This is a genomic window from Halorhodospira sp. 9622 (assembly GCF_022228025.1).
Lineage (GTDB): Bacteria > Pseudomonadota > Gammaproteobacteria > Nitrococcales > Halorhodospiraceae > Halorhodospira > Halorhodospira halophila_A.
In genome coordinates this window covers 1-17798 of sequence record NZ_JAJNRE010000033.1, presented here as the reverse complement: position 1 = coordinate 17798, position 17798 = coordinate 1, and the positions used below count along the sequence as shown (strand labels likewise).

Here is a 17798-nt window from a genome sequence, read left to right as displayed (position 1 = left end):
CGGCTCGGCGCCATTCAGGCGTAGCGGCAGGCTTCGCTCAGGCCGGCGATCGGTTAGAATGCATCGGTTAGTCGGTGAGCGACGGAGGAACCCATGGAACTGCTCTGCCCGGCCGGTAACCTGACCGCCCTGCGCGCCGCCGTGGACAACGGGGCCGACACGGTCTACATCGGCTTCCGGGATGCGACCAACGCACGCCACTTCCCGGGGCTCAACTTTACCCCGGAGCAGGCCGCACGGGGCGTCGAGTACGCCCATCAGCGGGGCGTGCGCGTCCTCGTCGCCGTCAACTCCTACGTCCAGGCCGGTGGATGGGCGCAATGGCAGCGCTCCATCGACGAGGCCGCCCGCATCGGCGCCGACGCCGTCATCGTCGCCGATCTGGGCCTGCTCGAGTACACCGCTGAACAGTGGCCGGATCTGGGCCTGCACCTCTCCGTCCAGGCCTCGGCGACCACCCCCGAGGCCCTCGACTTCTACAAGCGCTGCTACGGGGTCAGCCGCGCCGTGCTGCCGCGCGTGCTTTCCATCCAGCAGGTCGAGGCCCTGGCCGGTGATACCGACGTCGAGCTCGAGGTCTTCGGCTTCGGCTCGCTGTGCGTCATGGCCGAAGGGCGCTGCCTGCTTTCCTCTTACGCCACCGGCGAATCGCCCAATACCGTGGGGGCGTGCTCGCCGGCGTGGGCCGTGCAGTGGCAGGAGACCCCCCAGGGCCGCGAGGCGCGGCTCGGTGGGCTGCTCATCGACCGCTTCGCGCCCGACGAGCCGGCGGGCTATCCGACCATCTGCAAGGGGCGCTATGACGTCGAGGGGGCCTTGGAGCACGCCTTCGAGTCGCCCACCAGCCTGGAGACCGCCGAGCTGTTGCCGCGGCTCAAGCGCGCCGGCATCCACGCGGTCAAGATCGAGGGACGCCAGCGCAGCCCGGCCTACGTGGGTAAGGTGACCCGCATCTGGCGACAGCTCATCGACCGCATCCCCGAAGCCGAGGGCGACTACACCCCGGACCCGGCGCAGGTGGCGGCCCTGCGCGAGTTCTCCGAGGGGGCCACCACCACCCTCGGCCCCTACGAGCGCAACTGGCAGTGACCGGCGAGAGGGCAAGCCGATGAAGATCGCGATCGGGCCGATTCTCTACCACTGGCCGGCGGCCGATATCCGCCGGTTCTACGACGGGTTGCGCGGGCGGGTCGATACCTTCTACCTGGGTGAGACAGTCTGCGGCCGCCGCCGCGAGCTGCGTCCCGAGGAGTGGATCGGTCTCGGCCGCGAGCTGGCCGAGGAGGGCCACGAGGTGGTGCTCTCCACCCTGAGCCTCGTCGAGGCGCGCTCCGAGGCGTCGGTGGTACGTCGGCTGTGCGATAACGGCGAGCTGCGGGTCGAAGCCAACGACTTCACCGCGGTCAGCGAACTGGAGCGCCGCGGCCTCCCCTTTGTCGCCGGGCCGACCCTCAACCTCTACAGCGGTCGCGCCCTGCGTGCCATGCAGCGCGCCGGCGCGGTGCGCTGGGTGCCGCCCATGGAGTTGCCCGGTGACTCCCTGCGCGGGGTGCTCCGCGAACTCACCGAACTCGGCGGCGAAGCCATGGAGACCGAGGTCTTCGCCTACGGCCGCCAGCCGCTGGCCTTCTCGGCCCGGTGTTTCTCGGCCCGGCACTACGACCGCCCCAAGGACGACTGCGGCTTTGTCTGCGGTCACCACCCCGAGGGGTTGCCGGTGACCACCCGGGCCGGGGAGCCGTTTCTGGTCATCAACGGTATCCAGACCCAGTCCTGGGGCTGCGCCAATCTGCTCCCGGCCATCCCGGACATGCAGCAGATGGGCGTGAGCGCGGTGCGCCTTTCACCACGCCCCGGTGCCATGGACCAGGTGGTGGCCGCTTTCCGGTCCGCGATCGCCGGCGAGCCGGCGACGCTGCACGAGCCGGAGCCGGGGCAGCAGTGCGACGGCTACTGGTGGGGCGAGGCCGGACACACCCGCAAGGCCCCCGAGCCGGGGATGGCGGAGGCAGACCGATGAAGAGACCGCAGCTCGATCAGGCCCTGCCGCTGCTACTGGCACCGCTACGCTTCGTGCCCGGGCCGGTCAATGCCGCCGTGGTGCCGGCGGTTCTGCAGCAGGTGCTGGCGGACGCGCTGGCCGACGGCGAGCTGGAGATCCTCGTCGACCGGACGCTGGCGTTGGAGGTCACCGACGCCCGGCTGGCCTACGGCTTCACCCTCCGCGATGGACGACTGGCCACGGCCGAGCCCGCTGGGGCGGATGTCACCATCCGTGGAGATGCCGCCGCGTTCCTGGCGCTGGCCGGCGGCGCTGCCGACCCGGACATGCTCTTCTTCCGCCGGCGGCTTAGCGTCGAGGGCGATGTTGCCCTGGGCCTGTCGGTGAAGAACCTGCTGGAGAGCTACGAGCCCCGCCACCGGTTGCCCGGGCCCCTGTGCCGCGCCCTCGAGGCGGCCGCTGCCCAGGTCAAGGTGTAGCGGCCGCCTCCCTGGCCGCGGTGCCCCCCGAGCCACTACAGTGGAGTGGCGCGCCCCGCGGGGTGGGGGGCTGGCGGACAGAGGGGCAGGTGATGAGCGGTGCTGGTGAGCGGGGTTGCGGCGGCAGCGACGATCCGCGTCGACGCCTGGGCGAGCGGATCGGCAGGCGCTGGCCCCGACAACAGGCGGACGATCTGGCGCGTTTCGTGACGCGCTATTACGCCCGGGTCGCGGCCGAGGATCTCGAGGATCGGGATCCCGAGGACCTCCTCGGCGCCGCCGTCGCCCACTGGCGCCTGGCCGGGCGCCGGCCGCCAGGCCAGGCGGCGATTCGCGTCTACAACCCGGACCCGGAGCAGCACGGCTGGGAGAGCCGTCACACCGTCGTCGACCTGGTCGTCGACGACCGTGCCTTCCTGATCGATTCGGTGACCATGGCCCTGCAGCAGCAGGGGCTCGCCATCCACCGTTTGTTCCACCCGGTGCTCGCCGTGCGCCGCCAGGAAGGGGGCGAGGGCGTCGCGGCGGTGGACGACGCGGATGCCCCCCTGACCGCGTTCATGCACTTCGAGGTGGATCGGCGCACCGCCCCCGAGGAGCTTGATGCCCTGCATCGGCGACTGCAGGCCGTCCTCGACGACGTCGCCACCGTTGTCGACGACTGGCGCGCGATGCGCAGCCAGCTCCTGGCTGCCGCCGACGAGCTCCAGGAGTGTCCGCCACCCGGGCTCGCCGCCGCAGACCGGGCCGAGGTGGACGCCTTTCTGCGTTGGGCGGCCGAGCACCATTTCACCTTCATCGGCTACCGGGCCTACCGCCTCGAGCAGGCCGACGACGGCCTCTGCCTGGTGCCGGAGCCGGACCGGGCCTGCGGCATCCTGCGTCACGCGCCGGCGACCCCCTCGCTGCGCTTTGCCGCTCTGGCCCCGGAGGTGCAGGAGCGCGCACTGGAGCCCGAGCCGCTGATCCTGACCCAGACCAACGCCCGCTCGCCGGTGCACCGTCCCGGCCCCATGGACTACCTCGGGGTCAAACGTTTCGATGCGCAGGGGCGGGTGGTGGGCGAGCACCGTTTCCTGGGTCTCTACACCTCGGCGGCCTACTACCGCAGCGCTCAGGAGATTCCGCTGCTGCGCCGCAAGGTGGTCACGGTCCTTCAGCGCGCCGGTTACCCGGCCGAGAGTCACGCCGGTAAGGCGCTGCTCAACATCCTTGAGACCTACCCGCGGGACGAGCTCTTCCAGATCGAGGTTGACGAACTCGAGCGCATCGCTCGCGCCGTGCTCCACCTGCGCGAGCGCCCGCGGGTGCGCCTGCTGGTGCGCTACGATCCCTGGCAGCGCTTCGCCTCCTGCCTGGTCTACGTCCCGCGGGAGCGCTACGACACGGCCAATCGGCGGCGCATCCAGGCCCGCCTCGAGCAGGCCCTGGGGGCGCCCGAGAGCGATTTCAGCGTCCAGATCGGCGAGTCGCTCCTGGCGCGCATCCGCTTCATCCTGCCCCTGCCCGGGCGCGGCGTGCCCGATGTCGACCTGTGCGCTCTCGAGGGGCGTCTGGCCGAGGCCGTGCGCTCGTGGGCCGACAGCCTGCAGGAGGCTCTGCACGAGCGGCTCGGCGAGGAACAGGGCAGTCGCCTGGCGCAGTGCTACGCCGACGCCTTCCCGGTGGCCTACCAGGAGGGGGTGCCCGCCCGGGTGGCGGCCCAGGACGTAGAGCGGATCGAGCGCGTGAACCGCGGCGCGGGCCCGCAGATGGTCCTCTACCGGCCCGTGGAGGCCGGTGCTGGGGCGCTGCGCTTCAAACTCTTCCACGGGGCACGCCCGGCCAGCCTTTCCGACGCGCTGCCGGTGTTCGAGGACATGGGCCTGCGGGTGGTGGACGAGCAACCCTTCGAGGTCGCCGCCACCGGTGCTCCGGTCTGCTGGATTCACGATTTCGGTCTGTGCTGGCAGGGGGTGGGGGGGTGCGACCCCCAGGCGGTGGGCGAGCGTTTCCGCGACGCCTTCGGCGCCGTCTGGTCACAGGCGGCCGAGAGCGACGGCTTCAATCGCCTGGTCCTGGCCGCTGGCCTGGACTGGCGCGAGGTGGCTGTGCTGCGTGCCTATGCCCGCTATCTGCGTCAGATCGGGAGCACCTTCTCCCAGGCCTACATGGCCGAGACCCTGGCGGCGCATCCGCGCATCGCCGCGCTGCTGGTGGCCCTTTTCCACGCCCGCTTCGACCCCGGACGCGCCGACGCCGAGCGGGTCGCCGGCGAGGCGGCGGCCATCCGCGAGGCGCTGCAGGGGGTGGCCAGCCTGGATCAGGATCGGATCCTGCGCCAGCTGCTGGCGGCGCTGGAGGCCACCGCCCGCACCAACCACTACACCGCCGCGACAGGGGCACCGCTGGCCCTCAAGCTGCATCCGGCCAGTATCCCCGACCTGCCGCGGCCGGTGCCGTGGGCGGAGATCTTCGTCTATGCCCCGGCCTTCGAGGGGGTTCACCTGCGCGGCGGCGAGGTGGCCCGCGGCGGGCTGCGCTGGTCGACGCGGCGCGAGGATTTCCGCAGTGAGGTGCTCGGGCTGATGAAAGCGCAGATGGTCAAAAACGCCGCTATCGTGCCGGTCGGGGCCAAGGGCGGTTTCGTGGTCAAGGATTTGCCCGGCGCCGGGGCGGCGCAGCGTGAAGCGGTCCGCGACGCCTACCGGTCCTACATCGAGGCGCTGCTCCAGGTTACCGACAACCTCCGCGATGGCCGGGTGGTGCCGCCGGAAGGGGTGCTCCGCCACGACGGTGACGACCCCTATCTAGTGGTCGCGGCGGACAAGGGTACGGCTAGCTTCTCGGATCTGGCCAACAGCGTTTCGGCGGCCCACGGCTTCTGGTTGGACGATGCCTTCGCCTCGGGTGGCTCGGCCGGTTACGACCACAAGGCGATGGGCATCACCGCGCGCGGTGCCTGGGAGTCGGTGCGGCGGCACTTCCGCGAGCTTGGTCGCGATGTCCAGCGCGAGCCTCTGACAGTAGTCGGCATCGGCGACATGTCCGGCGATGTCTTCGGCAACGGCATGCTCTGCTCCGAGCAGATCCGCCTGGTGGCCGCCTTCGACCACCGGCACGTCTTCATCGACCCGCAGCCGGACGCGGCGCTTGCCTACGCTGAGCGTCAGCGGCTGTTCGCTCTGGAGGGTTCTAGCTGGGCGGACTACGATCCGGCGCGGATCTCCGCCGGCGGCGGCGTCTATCCGCGCAGTGCCAAGTCCGTCTCGCTCTCCTCCGAGGCGTGCCGGGCGCTCGGCATTGAGACCGCTGAGCTGACCCCGGACCAGCTCATCCAGGCTGTGCTGCGCGCCCCGGTGGATCTGCTCTGGAACGGCGGCATCGGTACCTACGTCAAGGCCCGGGAGCAGAGCCACACCGAGGTCGGCGACAAGGCCACCGACGGAGTGCGAATCGACGCGCGTCAGCTGCGCTGCCGCGTGGTGGGCGAGGGCGGCAACCTGGGCTTCACCCAGGCGGCGCGGGTGGAGTACGCCGCCGCCGGCGGCCGGATCAACACCGACGCCATCGACAACGTCGGCGGTGTGGCCTGCTCCGACCACGAGGTCAATATCAAAATCCTGCTTAACGAAGCCCGCGACGACGGCGAACTCACCGGCCGTCACCGTGATGCGCTTCTGGCGGAAATGACCGAGGAGGTGGCGGAACGGGTCCTCGAGACCTGCCGCGCCCAGGCCGGCGCCCTGAGCCTGGCCGAAGCCGAGGCCACGGCGCGGCTCGATGAGCACGCCGAGCTGATGCGCCGGCTCGAGCGTGACGGCGTTCTCGATCGGACCCTCGAGGGGCTGCCCGACGATGAGGCACTGGCCGAGCGGGCCGCGCGGGAGTTGGGGCTGCTGCGGCCCGAACTGGCGGTACTACTGGCCTACGCCAAGATCGTCGTCCAGCGCGAACTGCGCGCCTCGGCGCTGCCCGGTGAGGCGTTCATGGAGCCGTTGCTGTTCGACTACTTCCCGCCGGCGCTCGGCGAGCGTTACGCCGAGCGCGTCCGCGGCCACCGTCTGCGCCGGGAACTGGTGGCCACCGCCGCCGCCAACCGGGTGGTCAACCGCATGGGCGAGACCTTCTGCGCGCGGCTGGCCGCGCGCTCGGGCTGCGAGGTGGCGGAGGTGGTGCGGGCGTGGTTCGTGGCCGAGGCGATGTTCGCGCTCGACGCCGCCTGGGAGGGTGTCGAGGCGCGGGCGAGCGAGGTGGACCACGGCGTGGTCACCGGCCTGCTCCAGGGGGTGCGAGAACTCCACGAGCACGCGACGCTGTGGCTGCTGCGCAACCTCGGTGCCGGGCTCGGGGACGCCGAGGGCGGCGCCGCGGCTGCGGTATCTCGCGTGCGGCCGAGCCTGCAGCGGCTCAACGAGCACCTCAGCGATCTGCTGCCCGCCGCTCGGGCGGAGGCTCTGGCGGCCGAGGGAAAGCGGCTCGAGCAGGCCGGCCTGCCGCCGGGGCTGGCGCGGCGGATGGCGACCCTGCCCGAGCTCTACCCGGCGCTGGACTGGGTGAAGGTGGCAGAATCCACCGGGGCCGACATCCTGGCCATCGCAGCCAGCCACTTCCGTCTGGTCGAGGGCCTCGGCCTGGCGGGTCTGCGTCGGCGGTTGGAGCGGCTCGAGGCCCATGACGGTTGGCAGGTGCGCTTCCGCGAGGGGCTGGTGGCGGATTACGATCTCCAGTTGCGCGGCCTGACGGCGCAGCTGGTGGCGACCCGCGGCGCCGATCCGGCGGCCGTCGACGGTTTCCTGGGCGAGCGGCGCGTGGCGTTGGAGCGCCTGCAGACCGTGCTGGCCGAGGTGCAGCAGAGCGCGGCGCCGGGCGGCGCCGTCCTGGCCGTGGCCGTCCAGGAGCTCAAGGCGCTGGTCCAGGTGGGCGATGCCCGCCGTCTCCCCGAGTCCTGAATCATACGAGGTCCTATGCGCGAACCGGTGCAACTCTCCCTGACCACCCGCGGTGCGGGGGCGCCGCTGCTCCTGCTCCACGGCCTCTACGGCAGTGGCGGCAACCTCAACCGCTTCACCCGCCGCTTCGCCGCTGACTACCGGGTGTTGACCCCGGATCTGCGCAACCACGGCCGGTCACCGCATCGGCCGGGCATGGAATACCCGGCACTGGCCGCCGATGTGGAGGCGCTGCTCGATCGCGAGGGTGTTGAGCGGGTGGCCGTGCTGGGCCACTCCATGGGCGGCAAGGTGGCCATGACCCTCGCCCTGACCCGGCCTCGGCCGGTGGCGGCGGTGGTCGCCGCAGACATCGCTCCGGTGGCCTACCGGCACGAGCACGCCACCGTGATCGCCGCCCTGCAACGGGTCGATGTGGCCGGGGCCGCCAGTCGGCGCGAGGTGGATGCCGCCCTGGCGGCCGAGATCACGTCGCCGGCGGTCCGCCAGTTCCTGCTGACCAACCTGGTCCCTGCCGCCGGGGGTGGTTACCAGTGGCGTATCCCGTTGCAGCTCCTCGCCGAGGCGGTGCCGGATATCCAGGGTTTTCCGGATCTGGCGGGTACTTATGACGGCCCGGCACTGTTCCTCTATGGAACGGCCTCTGACTACTTCGACCCGGTCCGGCACCGGGATGCCGCGGCCGGGTATTTTCCGGCGGCCGAGTTCGAGGCCCTGGAGGGCGCTGGTCACTGGCTGCACGCCGAGCAGCCCGAGGCCTTCGCGGCTGCCGTGGAGCGTTTCCTGGCGCGGACCTACCCGGCCCGGTAGGCCCGGCCACCCTGGAAGCAAGCATCAAGCTCACCCTATACTGGGCTGATTCAACACCCCAAGGGAATTTATATGTCCGACGACTTCAAAGAAGCCGCCCTCGAATACCACCGACAGCCAACCCCTGGCAAGATCGAGGTCATCCCCAGCAAACCGCTGGCTAACCAGCGTGACCTCGCCCTGGCCTACTCGCCCGGCGTGGCCTCGGCCTGCGAAGCCATTGTCAACGATCCCCGCGAGGCGGCCGCCATGACCACCCGGGGCAACCTGGTGGCGGTGATCACCAACGGCTCCGCCGTCCTCGGACTGGGCAACATCGGTCCGCTGGCGTCGAAGCCGGTGATGGAGGGCAAGGGCGTCCTGTTCAAGAAGTTCGCCGGCATCGATGTCTTCGATATCGAGGTCGACGAGCCGGACGCCGAGCGCTTCGTCGACATCGTCTCCGCCCTGGAGCCGACCTTCGGGGGCATCAACCTGGAGGACATCAAGGCGCCGGAGTGCTTCGAGATCGAGGAGGCCCTCAAGCGCCGGATGAACATCCCGGTCTTCCACGACGATCAACACGGCACCGCCATCATCACCGCCGCGGCCATCCGCAACGGCCTGCGCGTGGTGGGTAAGCGCCTGGAGGACGTCACCCTGGTCTGCTCCGGTGCCGGGGCGGCGGCTATCGCCTGCCTCGACCTGCTGGTGGCCATGGGCCTGCCTAGGGAGCAGATCACCGTCACCGATCGAAAGGGCGTGGTCTATAAGGGGCGCAAGGAGTACATGGATCCGCGCAAGGAGGGCTACGCCCGGGAGACGGCCGCGCGGAGCCTGCGTGAAGTGATCGAGGGTGCGGATATCTTCCTGGGCCTGTCGGCACCGGGGGTGCTCAACGCCGAGATGGTCAATCTGATGGCCGATCGGCCGATCATCATGGCGCTGGCCAATCCGGTCCCCGAGATCCTCCCCGAGGAGGCGCGGGAGGCCCGTCCCGATGCGGTGCTCGCCACCGGCCGCTCGGATTATCCGAACCAGGTGAACAACGTCCTGTGCTTCCCATTCATCTTCCGTGGGGCGCTGGACGTGGGCGCCAGCGCCATCAACGAGGCGATGAAGATCGCCGCGGTGGAGGCCATCGCCGACCTGGCCACCGAGGAGTCCTCCGAGGAAGTGGTGGCGGCCTACGGGGGGCGGCCCTGGAGCTTCGGGGCCGACTACCTGATCCCCAAGCCGTTCGACCCCCGGTTGATCAGCCGCGTGGCGCCGGCAGTGGCCCACGCCGCCATGGAGAGCGGGGTTGCCTGCCGGCCGATCAACGACTTCGAGGCCTATCGGCTGCAGCTGCAGCAGTACGTGTTCCAGTCGGGCCTGGTGATGAAGCCGATCTTCGAGCGCGCCCGCGAGCAGCCCAAGCGGGTGGTCTACACCGACGGCGAGGAGGAGCGCATCCTGCGCGCCGTGCAGCTGGTCGTGGACGAGAATCTGGCGCGGCCCATCGTGGTCGGGCGGCGGCGAGTGGTCGAGAAGCGGCTGCGTCAGCTCGGCCTGCGCGTGCAGATCGACGAGGACTTCGAGCTGGTCGACCCGGAGGGCGACCCGCGCTACCGCGACTACTGGCAGGCGTACTACCACCTGATGGCCCGCCGCGGTGTGACCCCGGCGCGGGCACGGACCGTGGTGCGCACGCGCAATACCGTCATCGGTGCGCTGATGGTCCACTTGGGCGATGCAGATGCCCTGGTCGGCGGTATCGAGGGGCGCTACCAGCGGCAGATGCAGCATATCCAGGACGTTATCGGTCGACGCCGTGGGGTGCGGAACCTGGCGGCCATGAACGTGCTGATCATGCCCAAGGGGACTTTCTTCCTGGCGGACACCTACGTCAACCAGGATCCCAACCCCCACGAGATTGCCGAGATGACCCTGCTGGCCGCCGATGAGGTGCGCCGTTTCGGAACCACGCCGAAGGTGGCCCTGCTCTCGCACTCGAACTTCGGGACCTCGTCGCAGCCATCGGCGGAAAAGATGCGCCACGCCCTGGAGCTGATCCAGGATCGGGACCCGGCCCTCGAGGTCGAGGGCGAGATGCACGGCGATGCGGCGATCTCCGAGGAGGTGCGGCGGCGCATCTTCCCCGATGCGCAGCTGGAGGGCGAAGCGAACCTGCTGATCATGCCCGGGCTGGACGCCGCCAACATCTCCTTCAATCTGCTCAAGGCGACCACCGACAGTGTCTCGGTGGGGCCGATCCTGCTCGGGACCGCCAAGCCGGCCCACCTGCTAACGCCGTCCTCGACGGTCCGGGCCATCGTCAACCTCACCGCCCTGTCGGTGGTCGAGGCGCAGATGACCGAGGCTGTGGACGCCGGGAAGCAGACGTAGCGCCGGGGCGGCGGCAGAAGGGGGTACGAAAAAGGCCCCGGGCCACTCTAAGTGGCCCGGGGCCTCTCGTTTGCCCGCCGGTCGCCCGCAGCGTGGGTGTCAGTCGTTGCGGGGTCGCCCCTCGGTGTCGTCGCCGGGGGCGTAGTCGGGGGGGGCGTCCGAACGGCCCTCCTCGAGCTCCGGCGCCGCCGGGCGCTCCGGGGCGGGCCCCGGCAGACCAGGGAGGGCGTCGCTGCCGGCGCCGGAGAGGTCCATGGCCAGGCGATAGGTGGCCCGGGCCCCGTCGTAGTCCCCCAGATGCTCCTGCAGGGCACCGAGGGTGCGCAGGTACTCCGGCCGGGCCGTCTGGTCCACGGCGGCCTGCAGGTAGTCCCGGGCCCGGTCCCACTGCTCGGCCTGCAGGGCCAGGATGCCCGCGGCGTAGAGGGTCTTCGGATCGTCCCGGTGGGCTTGGATCCAGCCCTCGGCCTTCTCCAGCCGCGTCGCGTAGGTGGCGGTGTCGTCGGCCGGCAGGCGAGCGTAGCGCTCGAGCAGCTCGGGGTTCCACTCCTTCTGCAGCTGCTTCTGGATGAGCTCCTCGGCGCTCTGTACCTCCCCGAGGGTGATCAGCCCGTCCACGTAGGCGCAGAGCACCTCGGGATCCTTGCGCAGGCCCCGGCTCAGGTCCTGCCACGCCTCTTGCAGGGCCTGCTTGTCCTCGCCGGAGGCCCGCGCCAGGCGCTCTCGGGCCACCCAGCGGTTGAGATCGAGGAGTTCGTTCTTGGGCAGGATGCCTTGGCGGTCGATGCGCGGCAGCAGGGGCTCGAGCCGCTCCCAGTCGCCCAGGGCGCGACAGCAGCCGATCATCAGCTCCAGGGCCCGGCGATGCTTGGGCTCCTTATCGAGGACGGCCGACACGCTCGCCTGAGCCTCTTCCCACTGCCCCGATTCGGCCTGCAGCTGCGCCTGGAGCAGCCGGACCGCCAGGTTGGCGTCGGGCCCGCTCTTCTCGGCCGTGGTCAGGTAGCCGTCCCGCACCTCGCGGGCGCCCCGGCGCTGGGCGGCGATCGCCGCGGTCAGGTAGTTCACCAGGGGCGCCTCGCTGCGCCGGGCGCTGTGCACCAGCTGCTTTTCGGCGGTGTCGTAGTCACCCTCGGCAAAGCGCAGCAGCCCGGAGGTGAGTTCTGTGCGGGCCGACTCCTGCCGCCGCTGGCCCTGCCAGCTACGCAGCCGGCGCGGCATGCTCCACAGCCGCCCAAGGGCGGCCAGGGCCAGGTAGAGCAGGAGGACCAAGAGCCCCAGGACCACGGCGGAGAAGAGCAAGCTCATCTCCAGCCGCCAAGGCCCCACGGAGAGCATCACGTAGCCCTCCTGCTGGTTGAAGTACAGCGCCGTAAGTACGGCACCGGCCAGGATCAGTAGGTAGATGAACAGGCGGCGCATGTCAGAACGGCTTCACTGGTTCAAGGAGGGGTTCGATATCCGGCAGGTCGTGCCGGATCGGCTCGTCGGCCAAGTCCAGTAGGTCGTCTCTGGCCTCGGCGACGCGCTCGTCGTCGGTGTCGAAGCGGCGTTCCAGCCACCCGGCGGCCCGCTCCAGCCCGGCGCGATAGCTCTCTTGGTCGCCGCTGTGCAGTGCCAGCAGGACGCTCTCCAGCTGCAGACGCAGCCCCTCGCGCAGGAAGTACTGCTGCTCCGGGGTGAGGAGTTCTTCCAGCTCCTCCTCGTGTTGCACCCGGACCAGCTCACCGAGTCCCTCGCGCAGGCGGCTCCAGGCCCGACTCAGAGCGCCCCGCCAGCCCTCCTCGGCTTCGTCGAGCTCCGGCAGATCCGGGGCCACGCCCTCGCCCGGATCGCCGGTGAGGGCAAGGTCATTGATCTCGTCCATGCGCGCAGTGATGCGCTCGCGGATGCCGCCAATATCCGGGCCGGAGTAGTCGAGCAGGGCGTCGATGGCCTCGCGGATGGCTTGGCGCTCCGGGATGCTCTCGCCGCCGAGTTCGGCCAGGAGGCCGTCGGCGCCCCGCAGGGCGGCCAAGGCGGAATCCACGTCGTGGTGGTGGCGGACCCGGTGGATGGCAATCTGCGCCAGGTAGCCGGCCTCGGCCTTCAGCCAGCCTTCCTCTTCCTGCTCGCTGCGCGCCCCGAGGCGCTCCATGTCCTCGTCGAGCCCCTCCTGCGCCGCAGCAAGTTCCTCGACCCGCTCTTCAAGGCGGGACTCGATCTCGTCCATGCGCTCGGTCAGTCGCGCGTCCAGATCCCCCAGCGCGGCCTCGCCGACGCCCTCCGCATCGCCCAGCTCATCGAACCGGGCGGCCAGATCGTCCACGCGGGACTCCAGTGACGCCAGGCTATCGGCGGTATCGTCGCTAGCCTGCTTGGCTGCCTCGACGTCCGCGGCGAGGGCGTCGAAGTCCTCCAGGTACTCTTCCAGGCGGGCGGCGGCCTCGGCCTGCTCGCGTGCCTTCTCAAGGGTCTCGTCGAGCTCGGCATCGCGCTCCTCCTGGGCGGCGACGCGCTCGTCGAGCTCTTGCTGAGCGGCCTGCAGTTCCTCGTAGAGCTGATAACCGTAGACGCCCGCAGCAACGGTGCCGCCGCCGAGCAGAACGATGACGAACCACAGGGTGAAACGGCTGCGCGGTTCGGGGGTGGAACTCAGCCGACTGCCACCGCCTCCGTCGCTGCCGCCGCCACTTCCGGAGCCGGACTTGCCGCTGTCCTGCTCCTTACCCTTGTGGTCCTCCTTGCCTTCCTTGTCGTCGCCGCCGGAGGCTTGCTCCTGGCTCGATTGGGTGCTCGCGGCGGCGCTGCTGGAACGTTCCTGGCCGGTGGCGTCGCTGCTGCTGCCCGCCTCGCCCGGCTGTTCACCGGGCCGGGTATCGCTCTGGCCACCGCCGGCGCTCTCCTGGCTGCCGCTGCCGGTGGCAGCGCCGGGCTGGGGGGCGGGCTGCCCTGGGCGGGCATCGCCGCGACGCGGGCTATCACCGCTGCGCGATTCGGAGGAACTCTGCGCGCCGCGGTTCGGATCCTCCGGGCGATTCCGGTCCTCCGGACGGTTGGGGTTGCTCATCTTCGCCTACTCCTGATCTCTGCCACGGCCCTGGCGGCGCGTGCGGTGGCCGCCGTGAGCTCTTCTTCCGCCGCGGTTGCCGCGATCTCGACATGTCCGGCGTGGGGGCTCGCCATGACCGCCACCCGGTCGCCGATGACGACCACCGCAGCCCGGGCGAGCCACCGTCGGCCACGGTCCCCGACGAGCTCCAGGAAGTTCTCCAGAACCTCGCCGCTGGTGGCGATGACGACCTGAACGCGGTCGGCCTCGGCGGCCGCGAGCAGCGGGGTGGGGTCGGCCGACGGCCGGATGCGTCGATAGACTTCCAGAAAACCCACCTCGGCGCCACAGTCGCGGAGTGTCTCGGCCAAGTGCGGCCGCCCTCCGACTCCGCGGACTATCATGACACGCCCCGAGCTGATGCTGCCAAGTTCCGTTTCCTCCAGCAGATCCTCGCTCGTGGCGCCATGGCGGGGGTAGAGCACCTCCTCGATGCCGTTGCGACGAAGTGCCTCGGCGGTGCCCCGGCCGACGGTGGCGCAGCGGGCGTGGGCGGCGGGGCCACCGGCGGCGCGGATGCGTGGCAGCCCGTGGTCGACGGCGTTCTGACTGACGAAGATCAGCCAGTCGGCGCCGGCGGCCTGCCGGGCTGCCTCCTGCCGTGCCGCGTCGTCCGGCTCGGCGGCGATCTCCAGGGTGGGAAACCGCCACACCTCGGCGCCGGCCTCCTCCAGGGCGTGAGCGAGACCCTCCGCCTGGTGGGCGGGTCGGCTGACGACGACGCCGGTGCCGTCCAGGGGCCCCGTCATGGCTGCTCGGCGAGGGCCTTGAGGATGCGGTCGGCCCCGCGGGCGAGTAGGTCGTCGCCCAGCTGGCGGCCCAGGTTCTCGGCATCGGCGGCGGGGCCGCGGATCTCGCCCCGGATGACTTCGCTGCCGTCAACGGCGCCCACCAGACCGCGCAGGTGGACCTCGTCGCCGTCGAGCTCGGCGTAGCCGCCGATGGGAACCTGGCAGCTGCCCTCGAGCCGGGCATTCATGCCCCGCTCGGCGCTGATGCGGATGCGGGTGGGCTCGTGGTTGAGACCCTCCACGAGCTTCATGACCCGCTCGTCGCCCTCCCGGCATTCGATGCCGAGCGCACCCTGGCCCACCGCAGGCAGGCTCTGTTCCGGCGTCAGGCGCCCGGCGATGCGGTGCGTCAGCTCCAGGCGGTCGAGCCCGGAGGCGGCCAGGATGATGGCGTCGTAAACGCCATCGTCGAGCTTGCGCAGCCGGGTCTGGACGTTGCCGCGCAGGACCTCGATGTGCAGGTCGGGCCGGCGGTCCATGATCTGGCATTGACGGCGCAGGCTCGCCGTACCGACCCGGGCGCCGTGGGGGAGCTCATCCAGGTCCGTGTAGTGGTTGGAGACGAAGGCGTCCCGCGGATCGGCCCGGTCCGAGACGGCGGCCAGGGCGAAGCCGTCGGGCAGGCGCCAGGGGATGTCCTTCATCGAGTGCACGGCCAGATCGGCGTCGCCGCGCAGCATGCCGTCCTCGAGTTCCTTCATGAACAAGCCCTTGCCGCCAATGCGCGCCAGCGGCTGATCGAGGATCTCGTCGCCGCGGGTGGACATGGGGACCAGCTCCACCTCCAGGCCGGGGTGCAGGCGCTGCAGTTCGGCGGCGATGTGCTCGGCCTGCCACATGGCAAGCTGGGAACGGCGGGTGGCGATTCGCAGGGATTCAGCGGCCATTACGGTCCATCCTGACTGGTTAGACTCGGAGAAAAACACGCTAAAGTGTCGTCGCAATGCCGCCCCGGTTTCAACCTGTTGTCGCCGATAGTGACGCCGCAGGGGGCGCGCGCGACGGCCGCTCGGCACTACAATGACGGCCGCGCCGGCGCCCCCGCCGGGCGGGACGACCGGCTTGAGACCCTTTCCGCCCACTGAAAAGCGATCGTGAGCACCCGCTATGAGCCAGAAAGACGCAGCCCCCGGCCAGCAGCTGTGGACCGGCCGTTTCACTGAGGCGACCGACGCATTCGTCGAGCGCTTCTCGGCCTCGGTGCAGTTCGATGCCCGCCTCGCCCTGCACGACATCCAGGGCTCCGAGGCGCACGCCCGCATGCTTGCCGAGCGCGGTGTGCTGACCGAGGCCGAGCGCGACGCCATCCTCCAGGGCCTGGCCGAGATCCGCCAGGAGGTGGTCGAGGAGCGCTTCCCCTGGTCGCCGCAGCTCGAGGATGTCCACATGAACATCGAGCACCGGTTGACCCAGCGCATCGGCGAGGCCGGCAAGAAGCTCCATACCGGCCGCTCGCGCAACGACCAGATCGCCACCGACGTGCGTCTCTTCCTGCGCGAGGCCATCGACACCATCCGCGCCGAGCTTGCCCGCTTCCAGAACGGCCTGGTCGATCTGGCCGAGCGCGAGGCCGACACCATCATGCCCGGCTTCACCCACCTGCAGGTGGCCCAGCCGGTGACCTTCGGCCACCACATGCTGGCCTGGTACGAGATGCTCGAGCGCGATCGCGACCGGCTGGCCGACTGCCGTCGCCGGCTCAACCAGTGCCCCCTGGGCGCCGCGGCGCTGGCCGGGACTTCGTTCCCCATCGACCGCGAGGCGACCGCCCGCGAGCTGGGCTTTGATGGGCCGACGCGCAACTCCCTGGACTCGGTCAGTGACCGCGACTTCGCCATCGAGTTCTGTGCCGACGCCAGCCTGGTCCTCGTGCACCTCTCGCGCATGGCCGAGGAGCTGGTGCTGTGGACGTCGCAGCAGTTTGGCTTCATCGACTTGCCGGATCGCTTCTGCACCGGTTCGTCGATCATGCCGCAGAAGAAGAACCCCGACGTGGCGGAGCTGGTGCGCGGCAAGGCCGCCCGGGCCCAGGGCAGCCTGGTTCAGCTGCTGACCCTGATGAAGGGCCAGCCGCTGGCCTACAACCGGGACAACCAGGAGGACAAGGAGCCGCTGTTCGATGCCGTGGATACGGCCCGTGATGCGCTCACCGCCTTCGCCGATATGGTCCCGGCGCTGACCGTCAACCGCGAACGCTGCCGCGAGGCGGCCCGGGCCGGTTTCGCCACCGCCACCGATCTGGCCGATTACCTGGTTCGCCAGGGGCTGGCTTTCCGCGACGCCCACGAGGTGGTCGGCCGTGCCGTGCGCTACGCCACGGAGGCCGACCGCGACCTGGCCGAGCTCAGCCTCGAGGAGCTGCGGCAGTTCTCCGCGGCCATCGGCGACGACGTCTTTGCGGTCCTGACCCTCGATGGCTCGGTGGCGGCGCGTTCCCACATCGGCGGCACGGCGCCGGAGCAGGTCCGTGCCCAGGCCCGTGCGGCCCGGGAGCGCCTGGCTTGAGCCACCGCCCGCGTAAGCGTTTCGGGCAGAACTTCCTGCGCGATCCGTCGGTCATCCAGCGCATGATCACGGCGATCGCCCCGCGGCAGGGGCAGACGCTGCTGGAGATCGGCCCCGGCGAGGGGGCACTGACCGAGCCGCTGCTCGAACGCCTGGGCAGCCTGACGGCGGTGGAGCTCGACCGCGATCTGGCGCCCCGGCTGCGCGAGCGTTTCGGCCCTGCCCTGACGGTGATCGAGGGTGACGCCCTGGAGCTGGATCCGGCCGGGCTGGCTCCGGCCCAGGGGCGACTGCGCGTGGTGGGGAATCTGCCCTACAACGTCTCGACGCCGATCCTGTTTCACCTGCTCGCCGCCGCGGACACCATCGAGGATCTGCACCTGCTCCTCCAGCGGGAGGTGGTGGATCGGATGGTGGCGCCGCCGGGGAGCCGGACCCGGGGGCGGCTGTCGGTGATGGTGCAGTACCGCTGCCGGGTGGAGCGCTGCTTCAACGTGCCGGCCGGGGCGTTCTTCCCGGCGCCGAAGGTGATGTCGTCGTTTGTTCGCCTCGTCCCCCACCGTCCGCTGCCGGCGCCGGCCCAGGACGAGGCGTGGCTGCAGGAGGTGGTGACGGCGGCCTTCGCCGGGCGGCGCAAGACGCTGCGCAACAGCCTCAAGGGGCGGGTCGCGGAGGCGGCGTTCGAGGCGGCGGGGGTCGATCCCGGGGCGCGGGCCGAGACGCTCTCGGTGGAGGCCTTCGTGCGCCTCGCCGATGCCGCACGGGGCGCACCGGAGACCGCCGCAGGGCGGTGAGAGGGAGTCGTACTGACTGACGGTGCTT

The 17798-nt window shown here is 70.6% G+C and carries 12 protein-coding genes; 8 read left to right on the top strand and 4 right to left on the bottom strand.

Annotated elements, in window-relative coordinates:
* Nucleotides 1–93 precede the first annotated feature (93 nt).
* The 6 genes from LRG07_RS12435 to LRG07_RS12410 all read left to right on the top strand — a co-directional run bounded on the left by LRG07_RS12435 (nt 94) and on the right by LRG07_RS12410 (nt 10589).
* Entirely contained in the window at nt 94–1089 is a 996-nt protein-coding gene (locus LRG07_RS12435; RefSeq protein ID WP_201242979.1) for a peptidase U32 family protein, read from the top strand.
* A gap of 19 nt (nt 1090–1108) precedes the next feature.
* A complete protein-coding gene (locus tag LRG07_RS12430; RefSeq protein WP_238642523.1) occupies nt 1109–2020 on the top strand; it encodes a U32 family peptidase in 912 nt (303 codons plus the stop codon).
* Complete coding sequence (locus LRG07_RS12425; RefSeq protein WP_201169863.1) at nt 2017–2481, top strand: SCP2 domain-containing protein; 465 nt, start codon at nt 2017–2019, stop codon at nt 2479–2481. Before LRG07_RS12430 ends, LRG07_RS12425 begins: the two co-directional genes overlap by 4 nt.
* 92 nt (nt 2482–2573) lie before the next feature.
* Complete coding sequence (locus LRG07_RS12420; protein ID WP_238642520.1) at nt 2574–7412, top strand: NAD-glutamate dehydrogenase; 4839 nt, start codon at nt 2574–2576, stop codon at nt 7410–7412.
* Between the two features lie 15 nt (nt 7413–7427).
* A complete protein-coding gene (locus LRG07_RS12415; RefSeq protein WP_238642519.1) occupies nt 7428–8222 on the top strand; it encodes an alpha/beta fold hydrolase in 795 nt (264 codons plus the stop codon).
* Between the two features lie 72 nt (nt 8223–8294).
* Nucleotides 8295–10589: an NADP-dependent malic enzyme gene (locus LRG07_RS12410; protein WP_201169856.1), complete on the top strand. Its 2295-nt coding sequence runs from the start codon at nt 8295–8297 to the stop codon at nt 10587–10589.
* A 99-nt stretch (nt 10590–10688) separates the two neighbouring features.
* On the opposite strand, the gene LRG07_RS12405 is transcribed toward LRG07_RS12410, so the two are convergent.
* Genes LRG07_RS12405 through hemC form a run of 4 tightly spaced genes read right to left on the bottom strand, consistent with a single transcriptional unit; the run spans nt 10689 to nt 15358 of the window.
* Entirely contained in the window at nt 10689–12011 is a 1323-nt protein-coding gene (locus LRG07_RS12405) for a heme biosynthesis HemY N-terminal domain-containing protein (RefSeq protein WP_238634092.1), read from the bottom strand.
* 1 nt (nt 12012) lies between these two features.
* The gene (locus LRG07_RS12400) at nt 12013–13638 is read right to left on the bottom strand and encodes a uroporphyrinogen-III C-methyltransferase (protein ID WP_238637192.1); all 1626 of its coding nucleotides are present in this window, start codon (nt 13636–13638) and stop codon (nt 12013–12015) included.
* Nucleotides 13635–14429: a uroporphyrinogen-III synthase gene (locus LRG07_RS12395; RefSeq protein ID WP_201169846.1), complete on the bottom strand. Its 795-nt coding sequence runs from the start codon at nt 14427–14429 to the stop codon at nt 13635–13637. The genes LRG07_RS12400 and LRG07_RS12395 overlap by 4 nt, the downstream gene beginning before the upstream one ends.
* A complete protein-coding gene (hemC, locus tag LRG07_RS12390; protein ID WP_201169844.1) occupies nt 14426–15358 on the bottom strand; it encodes a hydroxymethylbilane synthase in 933 nt (310 codons plus the stop codon). The genes LRG07_RS12395 and hemC overlap by 4 nt, the downstream gene beginning before the upstream one ends.
* Before the next feature lie 220 nt (nt 15359–15578).
* Between hemC and argH the strand changes: the two genes are divergently transcribed.
* Both argH and rsmA read left to right on the top strand, forming a co-directional pair.
* Nucleotides 15579–16976 carry an argininosuccinate lyase gene (argH, locus tag LRG07_RS12385; protein WP_201169842.1) on the top strand — a complete coding sequence of 466 codons (1398 nt, stop codon included), beginning with the start codon at nt 15579–15581 and terminating at the stop codon, nt 16974–16976.
* Nucleotides 16973–17770 (top strand): 16S rRNA (adenine(1518)-N(6)/adenine(1519)-N(6))-dimethyltransferase RsmA, encoded by a 798-nt coding sequence (gene rsmA, locus LRG07_RS12380; RefSeq protein WP_201169840.1) that lies wholly within the window; start codon nt 16973–16975, stop codon nt 17768–17770. The genes argH and rsmA overlap by 4 nt, the downstream gene beginning before the upstream one ends.
* Nucleotides 17771–17798 lie beyond the last annotated feature (28 nt).